The sequence below is a fragment of the Candidatus Methylomirabilota bacterium genome, assembly GCA_028870115.1.
Taxonomy (GTDB): Bacteria; Methylomirabilota; Methylomirabilia; order Methylomirabilales; family Methylomirabilaceae; genus Methylomirabilis.
The window spans coordinates 1-20,685 of the sequence record JAGWQH010000065.1; the positions used below are offsets into that span (position 1 = coordinate 1).

The following is a 20,685-nucleotide window of genomic DNA, read 5'->3' on the forward strand; positions in this document are numbered from 1 at the left end:
GGAGATCTGATTTATGTCGTCACGAGCGGCGGTCCGGGAAGGATAGGTCTCGAACACTCACACGGGTGGGGTAACAGGACCATATTGAACTTCGACTCCCCTATCTGCGTTGGGGGGGCCAATCATCCAGGCGATAGCACCTACTTCATTGGCCTTGTCTCCGCCCAACCGCCGCGGTCCGTCACAGCAACCGTCAAGGAGACGGCCGGCTTAACCGCTGGGGCGCAAAAAGACGAGAACTATCCACGATACGACGTGCTAGTCCGCGCGCCTCAGATAGGCGCGGCGAGTAGGTAGGGATCGTCCCTGAAGTCTTTGAGATCAATCCTGGGTTGCCAGAGTAGCCTGTAGCGATTTGGTGGAGGATCTGATCCGGACCCAGCGAGTTCTGAGCGCCACTTGGCCCGGTCAGGAAGCCATCCCGCCGGGCAAACAGTTGGGCCTGGTTGAGCCCTTGTCTCCGGGCTAACTCACCGCAGCCTCGCCACGGAGCGAGTCCGGGACGACGGTAGCTTTGCGGACAGAGATCCACCGATTCAGTGCTCTGGTCGGCGAAAGTGTTGGAGGTCGATATCGCACGCAAGCGCATTGCCCTGACCATGCGCCTGTCGGACGAAGTCACAGCAAGGATTGACAGCACCATTTCACATTGAAGAGGCAAACTCCCGCTACCTCCCGTCATAATACGTAGGAAACGTGAGGCACCGCGATGCCCGTGACGCAGGCTATTCTCGTTCGCCGACCGAGTGACCTGACGGTCGCCTGGGCGCAACGCATCGTTGCGCAACATGCTGCAGACACCACGGTATCGGAGGTCAATGTGCTGTCCGCTGATATCGGGACGACAACGCGGGTACGCGTCGCGGTTGAACACAACGGGCCGGAGACGTTGCCCCGTCGTTGGTTCGTGAAACTGCCGTCGCGGTCTTGGCGAGCCCGGTGCATTACGGCGTTACCCCGCCTCCTCCAGACGGAAGTGCGTTTCTATCAGGAAGTGACGCAGGCTGTTCCCGTACTTCAGCCCACCATTTTAGCGGCGCAGAGCCGGCGCGGACGGGGCACGACGCTGGTCCTTGCTGATGTGACAGAACATGGCGCTGTTCCCGGCGAACCCGGGGATGCTTTGACGGCCGCCCAAGCGGCCCTGGTGGTCGAGCAACTGGCCCGACTTCACGCGCAGTTTTGGAATACAGCAAATCTCGATCACGAGTATTGCTGGCTGGCTGGTCCTGTCCGACGTTGGGAAGATCGGTTGGGATCAGCTCTGGCAGTGCCGTTGATGCAACGGGGGTTACGGCGCGCTGGAAGCGCCGTTCCTATAGCGCTCCACGGCCCTGCTGTGCACTATGCACGCCGGCGTCGCCACGTGATGCGCTTGCTTGCAGACGGCCCACGCACCCTCGTCCATCACGATGTACATCCCGGCAATCTCTTCTGGCAGCAATCCCAACCAGGATTCCTCGACTGGCAACTCGTCCGCATTGGTGAGGGGATTGGCGATGTCGCGTACTTCTTGGCCACCGCGCTCACACCTGAAATTCGGCGGACGTGCGAAGCGCGCCTGCTCGTACGGTATCAACAGGTTCTTGAGGACCATCAGATCGCGGATCTCGATTCCACAACGCTCCGGCAAAGATATCGCGCTCATCTCATCTATGCCTTCGAGGCCATGGTGGTGACGCTTGCGGTCGGTGACATGATGCCCCTGGAGAGCAATCTCGAACTCATCCGCCGAGCGGCCGGGGCGGTTGAGGATCACGATGCCTTTACGATCAGACCGGCGAGGAGCGCCTATCAGAGATCCAGCTCCTCAGCCTGACTGCGCAAGAACAGACCATCTCGTAGCACAGCCCATCTCATGGTCGGGCGGCTCTCACTCCCCACGCCGAACTACAGGTTACGAGGCGGATGTCTGTAGATCAGTGAGCCATTGGCGGAGTCGTGTGAGGATTGCATCGCGAACCCGGCGGAACGACTTCAGGCGATCTTCATCTGTGCCGGTGGCCTGAGAGGGATCGTCGAAGCTCCAGTGGATGCGAGTTGTTCTTCCTGGGAACATCGGGCATCGCTCGTTGGCGCTGTCGCAGACTGTGATCACATAGTCCCATCGCTCACCAAGGAATGCGTCGATAGTTTTCGAGGTGTGTCCTCTCAGATCGATCCCGACCTCGTCCATCACCCGGATCGCAAGAGGGTGGACGCGCGTGGCCTCAGTCCCGGCGCTGGCTACGTCGAAACGATCTCCTGCGAGCGCGCGAAGGAGTCCTTCGGCCATCTGGCTTCGGGCCGAGTTGTGCGTACAGACGAAAAGGACCCGAATCGGTTGATCCATACTATCCAAGTTCCTGATCAAGCGGTGCGGTCTGGAGCGTGAAGCGGACGGTGGTTCCTTGGTTTAGTGAAGTCGAAACTCATCACTGATGAATGCTGAGTTGTGGAAGGTGGCTAGAAATTGAGAATATACGTGAACCGATAGACCTCACGAAATGGGTCGGGGTGACTCACGGGGAAATCGGCGCCGAGCATGAGCGAGTTCTTCGGGAGGAACCAGAACCGGATGCCCGGCGTCAGGCTCGCCGTGCTCTTCCCGCGGCTGGCGCCGTCCAGCGGCATGGTCGTGAACGCCTCGAGAAACGTGGTCAGATTCCCCACAATCGACGTCGACCGCTCGGTCCACGTCTTGGCGATCGAGAGGTCATAGCTGATATTGTTCTGCGCCGCCCCCGCCTTCGGACGCGGTCCCTGGAGGTTTTCATACGTAAAGGAATAGTAAAGGCCGACCCGGTTGAGAAGAGGGAACAGCGCCTGCAGGTCCTGCCAGCCCGTCAGTGTATACGCGGCGGACGTCTGTGTCTGGCCGATCCCTTTATTGGGCGCGGTCAGGATCACCTGGGCGGCGTAGGACTTATCGGGGGTATCCACGAGTTGGAGCCGAACCAGCCCGCCCCCGGTGCCGCCGTTTTGATCCGGGCCATTCCGGATGTCGTTCCACTGGTAGGTGGTGAGCGCTTCAATCATCAGTCGCCGGTTGAGCCCATAAGCGATGAGGCCCCGCAGCGATTGGGTATTACGCATCTTGGGACTATGCGGCAGGTCCGTATACGCGTAATCCGCCCGAAACTCGCGCTCCAGAAAGTTCGTCGTGACTCGCAGTAGGGCCATATCCGGCGTACGCCGTTCGCGATGGGCCCACGCCTGGTTCCAACCCTCCGAGAACAGATCGAACAGAGTCAAATCCGAGAGCGCAGCCTCATGACCGTCCTTATCTCTCTCCGTTCCGGCGCTCGCCTCGGTCGCTGCCGCCGCCGTGGTGGGCGGAGTCGCCACCTCGACCGGCGCCAGACTGAAGCTTCCTGCGGGCGACTGGGGCGATTGCTGTCGCTCCTGATATCGCTGTTCGAGCGCCTCATAGCGTTGCTGGAGCGCCTGATATTGCAGCGTGAGAGCCTGATATCGCTCATCGAGATCTGTAAGCTTATCGGCCCACGCCCCAACCGGGGCGAGCAGCAAGACGCTACCCATCACAACACCACAAATCCACCATCCTCTTTGCCCCATGATTCTCCCCTCTCTGCGTCGTTGGGTTAACCACAGTCCTTCTTTGCTACAACCTTTGCGATGATCCGCTCCAAGATCTCCCGATCCGTCGGCCAGGGCGAGTCGACCACCTTCTTCATCTTGAGCGGGATATGATCCATCCGATATGACATACCGCCGGCCGCCACCGCGGCCTGCGCCACCGGGATGACCACCGTCGCTACCTTGGTCGTGTCGCTCTCTTTGGGGTCAATCGCGATGAGCGGGATCGACCGAAGATGCTCCGAGGTCTTGCCGGGAAGATGGCCGACCGCATCTGCCGCCATAATCATGGCGGCATCGATCTCTTTCCGGGCTACTAGGTCGGCAACGGAGAACTCCCCGGGGTTGTATCGAGGATAGCCCCGGCTGAAATTGACGGAAAAGGGGTAGCCGGTTTGCCAGGTCATCACCTGCGCAATACCGACCACGTTGCCATGACCCCGCATCGGCATACCGGAAAACTTGGTGAATCGATTCAGCGCCTGGGCTAGCTTCAGGAGGGCGATGGCATTCATCGTCTTGCCGCGACTCATCGTAATGCCCATTCCCCAACAGATAATCCCAAATTTGCAACTCTTCAGTTTATCCGCCAGCACTTTCCATTCGGCAACCGGTACGCCGCCCACTTCGGTTCGATTTAACTCGTAACCGTTCACAAGAGCCGTGAGCGACGTCGCGACCTCGTAGTCCGTGTTCGGCCTGATCTGGAAGGCGATATCGGCCATCCGAGAAGAGGCAGTCGGCCTCACATCAATCGTCACGATCGTTCGCCCTTTCTTCCCCGTTGGGGTGAAGAGTCCCTTGGCCGTTACGGCATAGCGGCTGGGGTGCCGGGGATGCGCCTCGGCCGGATTCGATCCCCAGTACACGACAAGGTCGGCCCGGTTCTTGATCTCTCCTACTGTGCACGTCGGAAGCCCAATTGTCTGCAGACCCTGAAGACCTGGTCCGTGTCAGACGGATGACGTATGGTCAATATTGGCGCCGATCAACTCGGCCAGTTCGATCGCCTTCCGCTGGGCGCTCAGTTCCGTCGAGTCCAGGCCGTAGATCAGGGGATACTTAGCCGCGGCGAGGATCTCTGCCGCTGCGTCAATGCACTGTTCGAGGGTCGCGGGTTGTCCGTGAATCCTCGGTGTCGCCAGGTCCTCGTGATAGTGCATATAGGTGGCCTTTCCCAAGGCACAGGCATTCTTGACCGTCTTGATCCGCCCGCCTTCTTCGACATGAATTTCCAGGTCGTCGCACGCGGTCCCGCAAAAGGGGCAGACAACGTCGGTAAAGATTTTTAGCTGTTTTGCGTCTAGTACCGCCACACGTTCAGACATAGCGCTCCACCTCCACTTCGATGCCCTTATAGTCCGGCATCCCGGTCGCTTGAGTATCCGTACCGATAATCGGATTGATCAGTCGCCCATACGCAATCAACACCATCCCTTGGGGAACATCGCCCTTCGCAAATTTGAGGACCGTCGAGCCGTGCGGCGTCGATAATCGAATCCGATCGCCGTCCTGCAGCGCCAGCTCTTCGATATCCTTGAGATTCATTCGTACAGTTGAGATCTCTTCCACATACTCCTTCGACTCCTTTCCGACGTGCATCGCCTGGCCTTGCGTCAGCGTTCGCAATGTGATTATCGTAAACCGTTTCTTCACCATCTGAAGCGCACCCCCTCTTGGAGTCCTCTGTACGGGGACACCGGTCATCAACGTCCAATCTCCTTCTCATGTTTGCCCGCGTCCGGGAAGAACAACGGCTGGCCAAACTTCTCAATACCAAACGTCTTGATAACAGCCTGGGTCTCGGCCGAGACCATGAAGTCGGCGAACGCCATGCCGCCCGCGGCATTGACCTTTGGGAACTTGGCTGGATTGACTTCCATAACCGAGTAGATATTCAGGAGCAATGGGTCACGCTCGACCATGATGTCCAGGGCGAGGCGTTTTTTTAGGGCCAGATAGGTGCCGCGGTCGGTGAGCGTATAGGCCTGCTTCTCCGACGCGATGGCAAGGGTCTGGCCCATCCCCTGACCTGATTCCAGATACCAGTCGCCGTTCGCGTCTCGCCCCGCCTCTTGCCAAAGGCGTTGCTCAAGCTGATGTGTCCCGGAATTATCGCCGCGCGAGACGAACGTCGCCTTTCTCTCGGCTATTCTGCGAAGCGCATCACTCGCCGTCTTCAAGCTGCGGATCTGAGCCGGATCTGTGGTCGGACCGATCACGACAAAATCGTTGTGCATCACCAGCCGACGGTTGATGAGCGTCCCCTCAGCGACATACTTCTTCTCAGTCTCAGGCGCATGAACCAGGACGACGTCCGCCTCACCGCGACCGCCCAGAGCAAGCGCCTGACCGGTTCCGATAGAAATCGTTTTCACTACGTAGCCGGTGCGCTTTTCAAACAGCGGCACCAACACGTCGAGCAGGCCTGAATCCTGCGTGCTGGTCGTAGTGGCCAGGATGACATGCTGGCCTGCGGCCCCGATAGTGCCGACCGGGCTGGCCTGCAGAAAGGCCATCGCGGCCAGCCCAACACCACAGTGCCTCAGAACGGCTTTTCGCCAGGTCGCACCCCGCAAGCGCATTCCACGCTCCAACTACTCCTTGGCGATCATGACTTCGGTGGCTTTGATGACGGCAAAGACTTGGTCTCCGACCTTCAGTTTCATCCGCTTGGCCGATCCGGTCGTGATAGCGGCGACCAGTTCCTGATCCCCCACCTTCATGACCACCTCAGTGATCACGGCTCCGACTTTGACCTTCTTAATGACCCCGACCAACTGATTCCGTGCGCTCATCTCCATTCCCCCCACCTCCTCTCTCCCTGAACATCACCCTAGTGATATCTGCCACTTTTGCGCCTGCGGCTTAGTACGAGAACAGCAACCGCGATTTCCGCTGTATGGTTGTCCGCAACGTCTTCTGCAATCGCTTGTAGTCCCGCAAGAGCTTGCGTCCCTGCGGCGTAAGCCGCGTCCCCCCGCCAGACGTCCCTCCATGACTGGCGCGCAAGATAGGCACTCCGGCGTTCCGTTCCATATTCTTCAGATATCCCCAGGCGTGCCGATAGGACCACCCGAGCTGTCTCGCCGCCCGCTGGATCGACCCTAGCTCGTCGATCGCGTCGAGGAGCGCGATGCCGTGCTCCCCCATGATGAACTTGCCACCCGACTCCAGCCAAGTCTTTGACTTTACCTCGAGCTGCATCGATCAGCCTCGATATGCACGTTCAAACATAGCGGCGTTTTTACCACGGTTCACCCATCGGGTCAAGCGCAATCAGCGAGCCGTTCCGCCGAGGAAAAGCGCTTGCAGCCTTCCCGTAAACGAGGCTATCATCTTGGCGGAGACCGGGAAGTCAGCAGAGTAACCTGGCCTGATCAGCAGGAGACGCAATCATGAAGATCCTCGTCGTGGACGATGAGCAAGACATCACCGCTCTGGTTGCGTATCACCTGGAGAGAGAGGGATTCCATGTCCTCCAGGCGCATGACGGCCTCCAGGCCTTGGAGCTGGTCAAGCGTGAGCGACCGAGCCTACTGGTTCTGGATCTGATGTTGCCACACCTGAGCGGATTGGATCTCTGTCGACGGCTCCGCAAAGAACCCGACACGGCCCGGCTCCCGATCCTGATGCTGACCGCCAAAGCGGAGGAGACCGACAAGGTTCTAGGTCTTGAACTGGGCGGCGACGACTATCTCACCAAGCCGTTTGGACCGCGGGAGCTGGTGGCGAGGGTCAAGGCCCTGATTCGCAGGAGTGAGGAGCTTCAGCGGGAAGAGGTTGTGAAGGCCGGCAGCATGGAAATCGATCTCGGCCGGTATACCGTCGCTATCCGTAAGCAGGTCGTCGAGCTGACGCCAAAGGAGTTCGACCTTCTGAAAGCCCTTGTTTTGGCTAAGGGCCGGGCACTGACCCGCGACTACCTTCTGGATCGAGTGTGGGGGTACGAGCGAGCCTCCGAGATCGAATCCCGCACCGTCGATGTCCACGTCCGGCGCCTCCGGGAGAAGTTGGGACCGGAGGCCAAGCGGATCATCACCGTCAAAAGCGTCGGGTATCGGTTCGACCAACAGTCATAATACCTGTGTCGAAGAGGACGGCCTTCATGACAGGTAGATTCGAGCGCAGGCTGATCGCCACGTATCTCCTCTTGGTGCTGGTCATCGTTTTCATGGTCGGGATGAATCTCCTCGTCTCGATTGATCAACCGAAGGTGAGTTGGCTGAATCTTCTCACTGGGGGTCTGATTACCCTGACGGCAGCAGTGGTCTTGGGCTTCGTTATCGCCCGTCAGGTGACACGGCCTATTGTAGAGATGACGGCCGTGGCCCGCCGCATGGCTGAAGGCGACTTCTCCCGGAGGATCTCTACGGCTTCGACCGACGAAATCGGCCAGTTAGGGTCTACGCTGAATCTGATGGCCCAACGGCTGGAGGATCGGCTGGCCGAACTGGAAGGAGAACGTGCCAAGGGGGCGGCTATCCTGGAAAGCATGGTGGAAGGCGTGCTGGCGGTTGATGGAGCAAATCGGATCCTGCTCATCAACGCCAGCGCTTGCCGACTCCTCAACGCTTCGTCACACGCGGGCGTCGGTAAGCCGTTTCTTGAAGTGATCCGCAACAAGGAGATGCTCGATCTCCTGGATCAAACGCTTAAAGAGGGGACATTTGCCCGGCAGGAGCTTCGGATCTTTACCCCGGTGCAGCGCGTTCTTCAAGTACATGCCTCCCCCCTGAAGAGCCGGGCGCAGACAGCAGGCGCTATGCTGGTACTGCATGATGTGACTGAACTGCGGCGCCTGGAGATGGTGCGCACCGAGTTCGTGTCCAATGTCTCCCATGAGTTGAGGACTCCCCTGACCTCGATTAGAGGGTATCTGGAGACCCTTCTGGAAGGGGGTTTTGAGGATCAGAAACATGCCCGTCCGTTCCTCGAGGTGATCCATAAGCACACCGAGCGTTTGGGTCGGCTTCTGGACGATCTGCTGGACCTCTCTAACCTGGAGTTAGAAAAGGCCACGCTCCACCGGCGCCCGACGAGCCTCGCGGAGGTGGTCGAGAATGGTATGGCCATCTACGGACCACGGGCAACCAAGCAGGGAATCGACATGCGGGTGGTTTTACCAAACAACCTGCCGTTTGTGCTGGCCGACCGCGATCGTCTGATGCAGATCCTGATCAACCTCCTGGACAACGGCCTCAAGTTCACACCAAAGGGCGGGCGAGTAACAGTCACCGCCCGAGAACTACGAGGTTCGGAGTGCTGCGAGGTACAGAGCGGATCTGAGATCGTCTCACACACCGATTGCGTGGAGGTTGCAGTGCAAGATACCGGCGTCGGAATACCGTCACAGGACTTGCCACGGATCACCGAACGATTTTATCGAGTAGACAGGGCGCGCTCCAGGGAGCTGGGCGGGACCGGACTCGGACTGGCCATCGTGAAGCACCTGGTCAAGGCGCATGGTGGTGAGCTGACCATTGAAAGCGAACTGAATAAGGGGACCACCGTCCGCTTTACACTCCCGGTCGCCCGACCTGATCAGGAGTTCACATAAGATGGCTCAGCCGGTTCAAGTCCGGTTCATCTGCACTCACAACTCGGCGCGGAGCCGGATGGCGGAGGGACTCGCGAAGCTCAATGAATAATTTTGAGATTGACTCAGTCTCCCTATTTGCAGATAATTACATTAGTTGTACTCCATCATGAAAAGCCCCATGTCGTGGCATAGCCAAAGAATATCTTAAATAGGAGATTACATGGCAGTAGTCAGCTATGTTTTGAAGCGGCCTTACACGGTTATTGCCACGCTTATCCTCATATGCCTTTTAGGTGTCGGGGCTGGTTTGCGCATGCCCATTGATATCTTCCCTGAAATCGATATCCCGGTCGTCAGTGTGGTCTGGACCTATAACGGTATGAATGCTAGGGACATTCAGAATCGTATTCTCACTATTCACGAGCGGCAGATGGCGTCGCTGGTCGATGATATTTCGCATATCGAAGCCACCAGCTATAACGGTGTTGGCGTCGAAAAGGTCTATCTACATGAAGGGGCCGATGTAACCCGTGCTGTCTCGCAACTGGCAAGCAGTGCATTGGTTGTTCTCAAATATATGCCGCCCAACATTACCCCTCCTTTGGTCATTCGTTACGGCGCGACCGACGTGCCGATTATTCAGTTGAGCCTGTCGAGCCATTCACTGCCCGATACTAAATTGAACGATTTGGGCCAGAACATCATCAGGCCTGACCTTGCGGTGGTGCATGGCGCGGAGGTTCCTTACCCCTATGGCGGCAAGCCTCGCGTCATTATGGCCGATATCGATCAGCAAGCACTGGAAGCGCGCGGGCTAAGCCCGTCAGACATTGGTCAGGCTTTACAGCATCAGAACGTCATTTTTCCAGCGGGTGATGTGAAGATTGGGACCAAGGACTACACTCTTGCCATGAACAACAGCCCCGATGTGATCGAGGCGATTAATGCTTTCCCCATCACGGAAATTAACGGCAAGACAGTATTCATGCGCGATGTCGCGCATGTGCATGACGGCTTTCAGGTGCAAACGAATTCGGTATCGGTAAACGGAATGCCGGGTACGCTGATGACCATTCGTAAAACAGGCGGCGTTTCAACCTTAGCCGTTATCGACGGGGTACGCGAGGCACTGCCGGATATTAAAAAAATGTTGCCGGCTGGCGTTTCCATTAAGGCAATTTTTGACCAGTCCTTGTTCGTCAAGGCCGCTCTCAACAGTGTCCTCATGGGCGGCGCAATGGCGGCAGGCCTGACCGCATTGATGATTTTGTTGTTTCTTGGTAACTGGCGGTTGACGCTTATCATTCTGGCGTCCATCCCGCTTTCTATCGTCGCCGCCGTGCTCTTCATGTATGTCGATGGGCAAACCCTGAACACGATGACATTGGGCGGCTTTGCACTTGCGGTCGGTATTTTAGTTGATAATGGCACGGTCGTTATTGAAAATATCGAGCGTCATCTCCGCGCCCAGGAGCCTTTGGAATGGGCGATCATTAACGGCGCTGGCGAGGTTGGCGTCCCGACACTACTGTCAACTGTTTGTATCTGTATCGTGTTTGTGCCGATTTTTCTGCTGCAAGGCACCGCCAAATATTTGTTCTCGCCGCTGTCTCTTTCCGTATGCGTGTCATTAATCGCCAGCCTTGCGCTTTCTTTTACGTTAGTGCCGGTATTATTTAAATATCTCATGCGCTCGGCGGTCGACGTACACAATAAATCGGACTGGCTTTCGACTCCACCGAGCGCGAAGCGCAATCCTTTCAGTGTCCTTCATAGAACATTCGAGCATGGGTTTGAATCTTTTCGAAAAATATACCGGCACTCCTTGTTGTGGGTATTGTTAGAGCCGAAAATCACCGTCCTGTTTTTCATCGTCCTTATGGCAGTTTCGCTTCTGCTGTTTCCGCAATTGGGGCGTGACTTTTTCCCGCAAGTTGATGCGGGTCAAATGCGGCTTCACGTTCGCGCACCTCCGGGACCGCGGATGGAAGAAACGCAGAAAGATTTTGCGGAAGTCGAAACCGCTGTTCGCCAGCTTGTAGGGCCGCAACAGATAGATACCATGCTCGACAACATTGGGCTGCCTTACAGTGGCATTAATATCGCGCTCAGCGATTCCGCGACAGTCGGGCCGATGGATGGTGAAATTCTCATATCCTTGGCCAAAGATCATACGCCGACCGCAGACCTTATGGCTACATTGCGCCGCGAGTTGCCGAAGCGGTTTGCCGGTATGCAATTCTTCTTTCAGCCGGCCGACATTGTTGATCAAGTACTTAATTTCGGGCAGCCTGCTCCCATTGACATTCGCATATCCGGCCCACGTAGCTCCGAAGCTTATGAACTTGCAACTAAACTTGTTCACGACCTTCAAGCAATTCCGGGAGTTGTGGATTCTCATGTTTATCAGGTGCCGTATGCGCCCGCGCTAGGTATCAATATTGACCGCACGTTGGCGACCGAGTTCGGCCTCGATCAGCAACATACCGCCAGCAATGTTCTGGTAACGACTAATTCCAGCGCCCAGACAATGCCTAATTTCTGGATCAACCCTCGAAACAGCGTCAGTTATCCGCTGGTAGTGCAGATGCCGACCTATCGCATCAATTCGACGCAGGATATAGGGACCATGCCCGTCGCTGTATCCGGCAACGGACAACGAAGCCAGCTTCTCATGAATGTCGCCAAATTCGAGCGTGCTACTGTGCCTATGGTGATGTCACAATATAATATCCGCCCAGTGTTTGATGTTCATGCCGATGTACAGGGGCGCGATCTCAATTCCGTTGCTCAAGATATAGACAAGGTCATTGCCGCCAACCAACCGGATGCATCCAAGGCGCTCACCCTTACATTAAGCGGCCAGGTTGAAACCATGCGCGAAAGCTATTCGGGTTTATTTGAGGGCATAGCAATGGCCGTTGTGCTGGTTTACCTGTTCCTCGTTATCAATTTTCAGAGCTGGATCGACCCGTTGATCGTGCTGGCAGCAGTGCCATTCGCACTTGGCGGTGTAATGTGGATGCTTTACCTGACACAAACCCCCCTCAGCGTTCCGGCGCTGATGGGTACACTGATGTGCATTGGTTTGACAACAGCTAACAGCATTCTCGTTGTGACTTTTGCCAATCAGCGGATGAGGGCTGGAGATAGCGCGTGGGTTGCTGCTGAAATAGCTGGGTTTACTCGCTTGCGCCCCGTGTTGATGACGGCAGGCGCGATGATTTTGGGCATGATTCCGATGGCATTTGGCATTGGCGAAGGGGGTGAGCAGAACGCGCCCTTGGCCCGCGCCGTAATCGGCGGCCTGTTGTTCGCAACGTTCGCCACTCTTGTTTTCGTTCCCACCATGTACCGGCTGCTTGGTCGCACTCGGGTCCATGGTCTAAGGAGTAATCCTCATGCAGCTACCTAGAACTACCTCGCCGGTGCCGGAGCATCACCAAGCCAGAACGAAAGCCTTGTCTGCGATAGGCCGTAAGTTGAAAGTTGGCGCCGCATCTGCGGCCCTTATTCTCGTTCTTGGTTTCCTGGTCGCGCATCACATTAAATCTGGTCGTGAAGCTGATATAGCCGAAGCGACAAAGACCTCTGCCTCAGCTCTGCCGGTGGTCGATGTCATCACAGTGCGGAACGACCTATCCTCCGATCCCTTAACGCTACCGGGTGAAACTGCGGCATGGTACGAAAGCGTCATCTATGCTCGCGTCAATGGTTATGTCGGCAGCTGGAGCGCTAACATCGGCGACCATGTGCGGAAAGGCCAAGTGCTGGCGACTATCGACACGCCCGACCTTGACGCTCAGCTTGCGGCATCACGGGCCAAGCTTAAGGCGGCGCAGGCTTTAGTTGTGGCTCGGCAAGCCGACGCTGATTTCGCCAAGACAACATACGAACGGTGGAAGAATTCGCCACAGGGCGTTGTATCGGAGCAGGAACGCGACGCCAAGAAAGCTGGTTATGAAAGCGCCATCGGTCAATTGAACGAAGCGCAAGCGCAAGTAAGCCTCGATCAGGCTGATGTTGAGCGCTATACGGCACTGACCCAGTTTAAGCATGTTACGGCTCCTTATGATGGCACGATAACCGAGCGCCGTATCGATATCGGCAATTTGGTCACTGCCGGCAGTACAGCCAGTACGACGCTGCTTTACCGCATCGTGCAAGATAATCCGACGCGGGTTTTTGTCGATGTACCGCAAAGCGCAGCTCCGGGCATTAAGGTCGGTCTTTCTGTGCGCATAACGGCCAGCAATATTCGGGATCGCACATTTAAAGGTAAAGTGGCTCGGACGGCGGAAGCGATCAACGAACAAACCCGCACCTTGCGAGTAGAGGTGGATATTCCCAATCCCGATCACGCGCTGGTATCGGGAATGTATGTCAATGTGGCGTTCGAGGTGCCGAGCGAAGGTCTGCTTCAGGTTCCAGCGGCAGCTTTGGTATTCCATTCCGATGGGCCGCAGATCGTGGTCATTGGCAAGGACGGCAAGGTGGATTTCCGTAAAGTAACTATTGCCCGTGATAGCGGCAGCATGGTCGAGATCAGCTCCGGCATCGCGATTGGAGACAGGGTTGGCCTCAATATTAGCAATCAGATCACACAAGGCGAAACGGTCAATGCGCAGGATGCTTCCAGCGACAGTGCCCATGTACAAAAACAAACGTAATATATTCCGTTTATCCGGGGCGGTTTTTTGCTGCTGGCTTGCCGGCTGCGCCGTTGGCCCTGACTATCACCCCATTGACACAAGGATGCCGGATACCTTTATTGGGGCATCGTCAGACAGCCTGAACGCAAAAGAAGCCAAGACCGAACAGCCAGTCATCGATACTACCATTTGGTGGAAGTCGCTTAACGACCCCGAACTCGACTCGCTGATCGATCGGGCCATCGCAAGTAACCTCGATCTTGAAATTGCGCTTGATCGGGTGCAGGAAGCACGAACACAGGAAGTTGTGGTTTTGGGTGGCGCGTTGCCGGAAATCGGAGCCAGCCTTGGCGGTGCGGCCGGTACCGGCAGCAATCTAGCGCGTGGCCGCGTGTCCGGCCCATTGGTTGCCGCCGAAAATACGGGGCATTTAAATCATGTCACGCATATCGCAGGCTTCGATTCCATATGGGAGCTTGATTTGTTCGGCAAATACCGGCGCGCAATAGAGGCGGCAGAATATGATACACAGGCTGCGATCGCCGCCCGTAATAACGTGCTGATCTCGGTGATTGCTGATGTTGCCCGTGCCTATACGGACATGCGTGTTGGGCAAATGCGACTTGCTGTCGTGCAGAAAATTATCACGAGCGCCGAAGCTTATTCTAAGCTAACGCAAGAACGTTACAACTACGGCATTACCAACGAACTTGATGCGAGGTTGGCGGAAAGGCAACTGGCCTCGTTCGAAGCGGAAAAGGCCCCATTGGTTGCACAAATCCACGCGGCACAATATGTGATCGCCGTCCTTTTAGGAGTGTTTCCTGAAGATATGGCGAACGAGTTGGAAAAGCCGGGTATGGTTCCATTCTCGCCCGATAAAATTGAAACCGGATTGCCGATCTCCCTTTTGCGCCGCCGCCCCGATATTCAGGAGGCCGAGCGCGAGGTAGCGGCAGCGACAGCCCGCATTGGCGAAGCGGAAGCGGATTTGTTCCCCCACGTGTCGCTACTAGGCGGCGTGGGCATTCAGGGCAAAGGTCTTGGGAAGGATCTAGATGCAGGATTTATATGGTCGGTCGGCCCTTCGGTAAGCTGGTCGCTGCTGGACTTTGGAACGCTTGATGCTTTGGTCGATAAGGCCGATCTCCGCACAAAGGAAAAGTTGGCTCAATACAAACGAACACTACTTAATGCCGTGCGCGAGGTCGATACCTCCATTGCTGCTTACAAAGCACAGATAAAGAGACTTGCCAGCCTTGAAAAAGCCTTGGCGGCAAGCCAGCGAGCCGTCAGTCTTGCAACGCAACGTTACGACCGTGGTCTAACCGATGCCCTTAATGTCGTCGACTCCGAGCGGCAGGAGTACGAGCTTGAAGCGCAGTATGTGTCTGCGCAACAGAACGTCGCTGAAGAATTTATTAGACTTTACAAGGCATTAGGCGGCGGCTGGGAACAATATCAATCCTTTCCACCTATCCATCAGCCCCAGCCGGCTGTAATTGCGGCATTCACGCGTTTGCTCAGTTCGAATGATCCGCAAAAGGAATAACACGACATCAATTGGTTGGTCTCAATGTCATTGTTATCGAAAGAAAGGGCCAATAGCAGGCGAAATTGGCCCTGAATTTTATTGGCTTTTTTGGGTTTAGTGTGGGTAAAGATCCGGTTCTCCACAACTTGACCCTCTAGATAGTGGTGTTGATAGCCTCCGGGCCAGTATTAACGAGGCGGTGCTGGAGCGCCGACCGGTTGCCCATTGCGCGTCGGTCATGTTCCGGGAGGCGGCATGATCCGGAGATATTTCGTTCCGGTGAGCCGATGGTCGTCAGCTTGCTTGAGGATCCGGTGTTCGGCTTTCCACGCGTAGTACACCGCGTCGTGGAGGTGTTTGGCGACATGCAACTTGTCGAAGACGATCTTGGCGGGAACGTCGTCCAGATGCGTCAGCATTGATTAGATTGACGACCCCCACGTGTCCATATGGCGATGGCTTGTAGTCCCTCCCACTGGGCGGGCGCCGGCATTTCCCAGAATCCGTCCAGGCTCTCCTGCTTCCGATCCTCTGCGAGATAGAGGACCCGGCTCTGGTCCAGATCCGCGATCACCGTAAGATAGCGATGCCGCATGGCGATAGCCTGCTCGTTCCCCGAGGTGTGCCACTGCCTCGTGGCCGGAACGCGCGAGACCACAGGTCGCTGTCCGCGCCTTGATGGTGCGGGACGGGCTTGCTGCCGGCGGCATGTTGTATAGGATGGATCATATCCAATTGACCATGAAGCAGATGATCGGCTCGCCCAATCCTACGGAATGGGCGATCTTGGAGAGGATCGTCGCAAAGGTTGTAGCAAAGAAGAACAGTGGTTAACCTAACGATGCAGAGAGAGGAGGATCGTGGTTCAAAGAGAGTAGTGGGTTTGTGGTGCGTCTTAGGCAGCGCCTTGCTGCTCGCCCCGGTAGGGGCGTGGGCCGACAAGCTTACAGATCTGGAGCAGGCCTTCGAAGTGCAACAGGAATCACTCCAGCGGTTGCAGCAGGAGATGCAACGGCTGCGACAGGCGCGGTCGGCGCAACAGGCGGAGACGAACAGGCACCTGATGGAGGCAGAGAAGCAGGTCGCCGAGGCTGTGACATCGTCACTGCTCACGGGGTATGAGCCCGGGCAAGGGTTCTACCTGAAATCAGCCGATGGCCAGTTCCGACTGAACCTGGGCGGGTACCTCCAGACCAGGGTTCACATTGAAGGGTCGCGCAAGGAAGATAAGTTCCCCCTTGCAGACACGGCAGCAGGGATGGCTCGGCACCAACCGAGCACCTTCAAGGAGCGCCGCACTAGGATCATCGTGAGCGGTCAACTCTTCAACAACTTTAACTTCCACATCGAGCCGGAGCTCTCCTTCGGTGGGATGTCCGATCCTCCAGGCGGCAGGATAGGCGGCGCGCGACTTGAAACGGGCTGGGTTGGCTACACGTATGCCCGTTGGGCCAAGGTCAAGTTGGGGCAGTTCAGGGATATGTTCAGTATCGAGATGCTCACCGTCTCGCGGGACTTGGACTTCGCCGAGCGGGCGATCATCTCCAGAACGCTGGCCCCGGACCTGCAGTTTGGCGCCATGGTCTCGGGCAATCTCAACCTCTCCATCATGAACATGCCTGTCTACTACGGGGTAGGGATCTTTAACGGCTGCGGCCGGGTCGATCAGTGTCCTGGGGGCATCGATAATGATGGCGACAAGGAGTTCACGGGTCGGTTTGCCTTTTCGCCTCCTATACCCTTTGGGAATCTCACCATCGGTCTGAATGCCGATCACCGTGTCTTCAGGATTGTGAATGGGAAGGGTGCAACCGATGTGAACGGTGTGACGGCCCCAGTCGCTGGCACGTCGTTTCACCGCTTCAATCCGCTCCAGGCGACCGACTGGAGATTGGGCGGCGATGGCTTCGGCACGAGTCAGAACGGCTTCCTGATCAATGGTAACCGCGTCACTGGCGGCGGTGACTTCGTGTTCGACTTCTATCCGTTTATCATCAAGGGCGAGTATGCCTACGCCTCCCAGGAGCGTGACGCATTGGGCGTTGGCGGTGCCAATCTCGATAACCTCATCATGCAGGGTGGCTACGGGTCGATCGGCTACTGGATCTTCGGCACTAAGCGTAGTGGCCTGCTGGCCATCGGCCGCTACGAGCAGCTGCGGGTCGATGACCGCCGCGGTGAGTTTACTGCGCCTGCCTCGGCCCCCAAGGAGCGGCCGATGGAGATGCGGTCCGGTACTCTCGGCCTGAACTGGTATGTTAATCCCAACGTCCGGCTGCGGGCTAACTACCTCCTCACCGATGTCCGGCCGGGCCGGAATACTATCGGCGTGAGCAATAGTACGCACGGCGAGCTGGTTCACGAGGGGATTGCCGAGGTACAGATTCAGTTCTAATAGACAAATGGGGGAGGCTGGAATGTGGTTAGCCCACGCTAGAGGTGACTTAGTCACGATGTGCGTTCATAGATGTAATTGACCTGTATTGAACCAGAATACACCATGGTGAACGAGAGATAATCCGACGGAGTTGGGGTTGACTATTGCACCTTCTCCTTAACGAAACCCGGCGAACTCTCGCCGCCAACTTCCTGGTCCTGATCGTACGTTCTGCCCTTCGATTCGGTCTCGCCTTCTTCAAAGATCCAACCAAACCAGAGGCCCAACAGATTCCCATCGGTAATCCACGGACCGCCCCCGCGTCGTGAGCGGCAGCGGGCAGACCGCCGCCTGCTGCCCCGCGTGCATCGAGTGGCTGCCCTGTTGACACCGGTGGCTGCCGGGCATTCACCAGGGCGCGGTGTCGCGAGAGCATCTGGACGCCTACCTGGATGAGTTTACATTTCGCTTCAACCGGCGCGCCTCCCGCTCGCGGGGCAAACGCGTCTACCGACTTGTGCAATAAGCCGTGTACGTATCCCTTGTGCAGCCACGCACGACTCCGGGTGGGGGCAAAGGCGAATGCGTGACCGCAATCTGTTGTAGGTACTGGAGTCATATAAAATCATATAGAATTGCCTTTAGATAAATATACTTATTAAACGTTAGTGGAGGATAGAGTACAATTCGTTATATATGGTATTAAAGTATGGACACAATATATCATAAAGATAGAACATCATGATCATTGACACACTTAGTACTGTATTGTAAATTGCAAAACGATATTTGATCCACGCGCCCATTTCTTGCGTGGTGACGACGCTCTGGAAGCTCTTGAGTCGCACTGACCGGGTGAGTAGTGAAAATTTACAACGATTTGCTCCCGACCGAGATGGTGGTTCTTGATGAGATTACTCGCCGCGCAGAGATTGGCGACCCCCCCTTCCGGCAGTACCGTGCTGTTGCGGACTGCCTCTACCATCGCCGTCCCGATGCCCGCGAAGCTGCCCTCCAAAAGCTTCACTCGCGGTTCTTGGCCACACTCGGTTTTTCAGAAAGCTTGCAGTTGGCGTGCAGCAGTCACGCTTCAGGCGATAGAGTCGCTGCCGGAAGGATGCAACTTTTCTTGCGGGCCGGACCGGCAGGGGGTGGCAATATGATCAGCAAGCACGAAGGGAGGAGAGCGATGAAACCAATACCAGCACGGTGGATGGTCGTTGCAGCCGTTGTTGCCCTCGCGGTCAGCGTAGGCGCTCCCGGATTGACTCCACGTGAGGCAGCCGCCGCGCAGCAGCCCGTCAAGGGGGACGTTGTCAACGGCAAGGCGCTGTACGAGAAGAAATGTGCCGTCTGTCACGGCCCAGAAGGGAAGGGAGATGGTGAGGCGGAGTTCGTCCTGTTCCCCAAGCCACGCAACTTCACTACAGGGGTGTTCAAGATCCGCTCCACGACGACGCTGCCTACGGATGATGACCTGTTCGGAACGATCACGCACGGCATCTCGGGAACCGCCATGCCCTCGTGGGCGAGCCTCAACGAGGCCGAACGGCGGGATGTGGTGGCCTTCATCAAGGGCTTTGCGTCGCGGTTCACCGAAGAGCAGGCCGGTCCGCCGATCGTGGTCCCAACGCCGCCATCACGAAGCCAAAAACTTCTGGACCTCGGGAAGCACGAATACACAGAGGCGGGATGCTTCAAATGCCACGGCAAGGGCGGCAAGGGCGACGGCCCGTCCGCCAAGAAGCTGAAGGACGACTGGGACTACCCCATCATTCCGTACGATTTCACCATCGCTGGGCGGATGAAGCGCGGTTCGACGATCCGGGACATCTACATGACGCTCACCGCCGGAATCGGCGGGACCCCGATGCCCTCGTACGCCGAGTCGCTCAGCGAGGAGGAGCGGTGGGGTCTCGCCTACTACACGCTGTCGCTCGCGGGCAAATCGGCCCCCGCGCCTATCGCGCAAGAGGTGACGACCATCCGCTCCCACGTGGTAACGGGCAGCGTGCCGGCCGACCCTTCGGCCGCCCTGTGGCGGAAGGCGAAACCGGTCGTAATCCGGACGCGGACGCTCTGGCTGCGACCGAACGAGGCCGGGCCGGTCCGCGTGGCGTCATACCATAACGGGCAGGAGATCGGCATCTTGCTGGAATGGGACGATCCGGTCGGCAATCACGAGATGCTTCGTGCTCAAGATTTCCGCGATGCCGCAGCCGTTCAGTTTCCGATGCTGGCGGGCGAGCCGCACTACGCCATGGGGGAGCACAATGGTCCGGTCAACACCTGGCACTGGAAGGCCGATTGGGAGGCCGACCTGGCCCGCTACCGCGATATGCAGGATTCCTACCCGAACATGGCCTATGATCTCTACCAATTCTTAAAGGAAAGCCCGCAGCCCGGTGGAGCCCTGGTGCGGGTGGCGACCGCCTCTCACGACCCCACCTATCTGACCGGATGGGGAGCCGGCAATCTGTTCTCCCGTCCATCGCGTCTGACGCCCGTGGAGAACCTGAATGCTACGGGCCTCGGTACACTGACGTCTCAGCCTTCCGAGTACCAGACCGTGAAGGGCCACGGTATCTGGGCCGATGGCAAGTGGCGAGTCGTCATGGTCCGGGCACTCCGAACCGACAACGAGCGGGACACCCAGTTTAAGGTCGGCGCCACTATCCCGGTCGCGTTTGCCGTCTGGGATGGCGGCCAGGGCGACAGAAACGGCCAGAAGGCGGTCACCGTCTGGCAGCAGCTCACCCTGGACCCCAAGCGCTGATGTTCACCGTCCGGTCGGTAATATCCTGAAAGGTAAGGAATTGGAAAAAGCGAGGTTGGTTCGGTTCGCTAAAGATATTGATGAGGCTCTGATGTCAATAGAAGCGTAACGAAAAAAGTGGGCCGAAGCGGCTGACACCGCTTCGGCCCTTGAAACCACCACATCCCACCCTGCAGGAGGAGATGTTGAGCGCTTACGCGGCTAGTGGTTTCGCGGGCATTTTAG

At 57.1% G+C, this 20,685-nt stretch carries 19 protein-coding genes and 1 pseudogene; 10 read left to right on the forward strand and 10 right to left on the reverse strand.

Features of this window, described 5'->3' with window-relative positions:
• Positions 1–297: hypothetical protein (locus tag KGL31_07305; GenBank protein ID MDE2321709.1), on the forward strand; the 297-nt coding region annotated here is incomplete at its 5' end.
• 418 nt (positions 298–715) lie between these two features.
• Complete coding sequence (locus KGL31_07310) at positions 716–1,819, forward strand: phosphotransferase (GenBank protein ID MDE2321710.1); 1,104 nt, start codon at positions 716–718, stop codon at positions 1,817–1,819.
• A gap of 78 nt (positions 1,820–1,897) precedes the next feature.
• On the opposite strand, the gene KGL31_07315 is transcribed toward KGL31_07310, so the two are convergent.
• The 8 genes from KGL31_07315 to KGL31_07350 form a co-directional block, all read right to left on the reverse strand.
• A complete protein-coding gene (locus KGL31_07315; GenBank protein MDE2321711.1) occupies positions 1,898–2,332 on the reverse strand; it encodes an arsenate reductase ArsC in 435 nt (144 codons plus the stop codon).
• 113 nt (positions 2,333–2,445) lie between these two features.
• Positions 2,446–3,522, reverse strand: a complete 1,077-nt coding sequence (locus KGL31_07320; protein MDE2321712.1) for a hypothetical protein — start codon at positions 3,520–3,522, stop codon at positions 2,446–2,448.
• A 62-nt stretch (positions 3,523–3,584) separates the two neighbouring features.
• Positions 3,585–4,511, reverse strand: a complete 927-nt coding sequence (locus KGL31_07325) for a formylmethanofuran dehydrogenase subunit B (protein ID MDE2321713.1) — start codon at positions 4,509–4,511, stop codon at positions 3,585–3,587.
• Between the two features lie 21 nt (positions 4,512–4,532).
• Positions 4,533–4,907 carry a hypothetical protein gene (locus KGL31_07330; protein MDE2321714.1) on the reverse strand — a complete coding sequence of 125 codons (375 nt, stop codon included), beginning with the start codon at positions 4,905–4,907 and terminating at the stop codon, positions 4,533–4,535.
• Positions 4,900–5,238, reverse strand: coding sequence for a formylmethanofuran dehydrogenase (locus KGL31_07335; protein ID MDE2321715.1), 339 nt, complete (start codon positions 5,236–5,238; stop codon positions 4,900–4,902). Before KGL31_07335 ends, KGL31_07330 begins: the two co-directional genes overlap by 8 nt.
• Positions 5,239–5,285: 47 nt before the next feature.
• Positions 5,286–6,164: a substrate-binding domain-containing protein gene (locus KGL31_07340; protein MDE2321716.1), complete on the reverse strand. Its 879-nt coding sequence runs from the start codon at positions 6,162–6,164 to the stop codon at positions 5,286–5,288.
• A 12-nt stretch (positions 6,165–6,176) separates the two neighbouring features.
• Positions 6,177–6,383 (reverse strand): TOBE domain-containing protein, encoded by a 207-nt coding sequence (locus KGL31_07345; protein ID MDE2321717.1) that lies wholly within the window; start codon positions 6,381–6,383, stop codon positions 6,177–6,179.
• Positions 6,384–6,447: 64 nt separating this feature from the next.
• Positions 6,448–6,786, reverse strand: a complete 339-nt coding sequence (locus tag KGL31_07350) for a LysR family transcriptional regulator (GenBank protein ID MDE2321718.1) — start codon at positions 6,784–6,786, stop codon at positions 6,448–6,450.
• A 191-nt stretch (positions 6,787–6,977) separates the two neighbouring features.
• Between KGL31_07350 and KGL31_07355 the strand changes: the two genes are divergently transcribed.
• From KGL31_07355 to KGL31_07375, 5 genes are all read left to right on the forward strand, one after another.
• Complete coding sequence (locus tag KGL31_07355) at positions 6,978–7,661, forward strand: response regulator transcription factor (protein ID MDE2321719.1); 684 nt, start codon at positions 6,978–6,980, stop codon at positions 7,659–7,661.
• 26 nt (positions 7,662–7,687) lie between these two features.
• Positions 7,688–9,139 carry a HAMP domain-containing protein gene (locus tag KGL31_07360; GenBank protein MDE2321720.1) on the forward strand — a complete coding sequence of 484 codons (1,452 nt, stop codon included), beginning with the start codon at positions 7,688–7,690 and terminating at the stop codon, positions 9,137–9,139.
• Positions 9,140–9,341: 202 nt separating this feature from the next.
• Positions 9,342–12,536, forward strand: a complete 3,195-nt coding sequence (locus tag KGL31_07365) for an efflux RND transporter permease subunit (protein ID MDE2321721.1) — start codon at positions 9,342–9,344, stop codon at positions 12,534–12,536.
• Positions 12,523–13,791, forward strand: a complete 1,269-nt coding sequence (locus KGL31_07370; GenBank protein ID MDE2321722.1) for an efflux RND transporter periplasmic adaptor subunit — start codon at positions 12,523–12,525, stop codon at positions 13,789–13,791. The genes KGL31_07365 and KGL31_07370 overlap by 14 nt, the downstream gene beginning before the upstream one ends.
• Positions 13,772–15,325 (forward strand): efflux transporter outer membrane subunit, encoded by a 1,554-nt coding sequence (locus KGL31_07375; GenBank protein ID MDE2321723.1) that lies wholly within the window; start codon positions 13,772–13,774, stop codon positions 15,323–15,325. Before KGL31_07370 ends, KGL31_07375 begins: the two co-directional genes overlap by 20 nt.
• A 218-nt stretch (positions 15,326–15,543) precedes the next feature.
• On the opposite strand, the gene KGL31_07380 is transcribed toward KGL31_07375, so the two are convergent.
• Both KGL31_07380 and KGL31_07385 read right to left on the reverse strand, forming a co-directional pair.
• Complete coding sequence (locus tag KGL31_07380) at positions 15,544–15,726, reverse strand: hypothetical protein (GenBank protein ID MDE2321724.1); 183 nt, start codon at positions 15,724–15,726, stop codon at positions 15,544–15,546.
• Complete coding sequence (locus KGL31_07385; protein ID MDE2321725.1) at positions 15,720–15,902, reverse strand: hypothetical protein; 183 nt, start codon at positions 15,900–15,902, stop codon at positions 15,720–15,722. Before KGL31_07385 ends, KGL31_07380 begins: the two co-directional genes overlap by 7 nt.
• Before the next feature lie 246 nt (positions 15,903–16,148).
• On the opposite strand from KGL31_07385, the gene KGL31_07390 reads away from it, so the two are divergent.
• From KGL31_07390 to KGL31_07400, 3 genes and pseudogenes are all read left to right on the forward strand, one after another.
• The gene (locus KGL31_07390) at positions 16,149–17,702 is read left to right on the forward strand and encodes a hypothetical protein (protein ID MDE2321726.1); all 1,554 of its coding nucleotides are present in this window, start codon (positions 16,149–16,151) and stop codon (positions 17,700–17,702) included.
• Between the two features lie 333 nt (positions 17,703–18,035).
• Positions 18,036–18,207 (forward strand): annotated as a pseudogene (locus KGL31_07395) (transposase).
• Between the two features lie 666 nt (positions 18,208–18,873).
• Positions 18,874–20,460, forward strand: coding sequence for a c-type cytochrome (locus tag KGL31_07400; GenBank protein MDE2321727.1), 1,587 nt, complete (start codon positions 18,874–18,876; stop codon positions 20,458–20,460).
• The last annotated feature ends 225 nt before the right edge of the window (positions 20,461–20,685 follow it).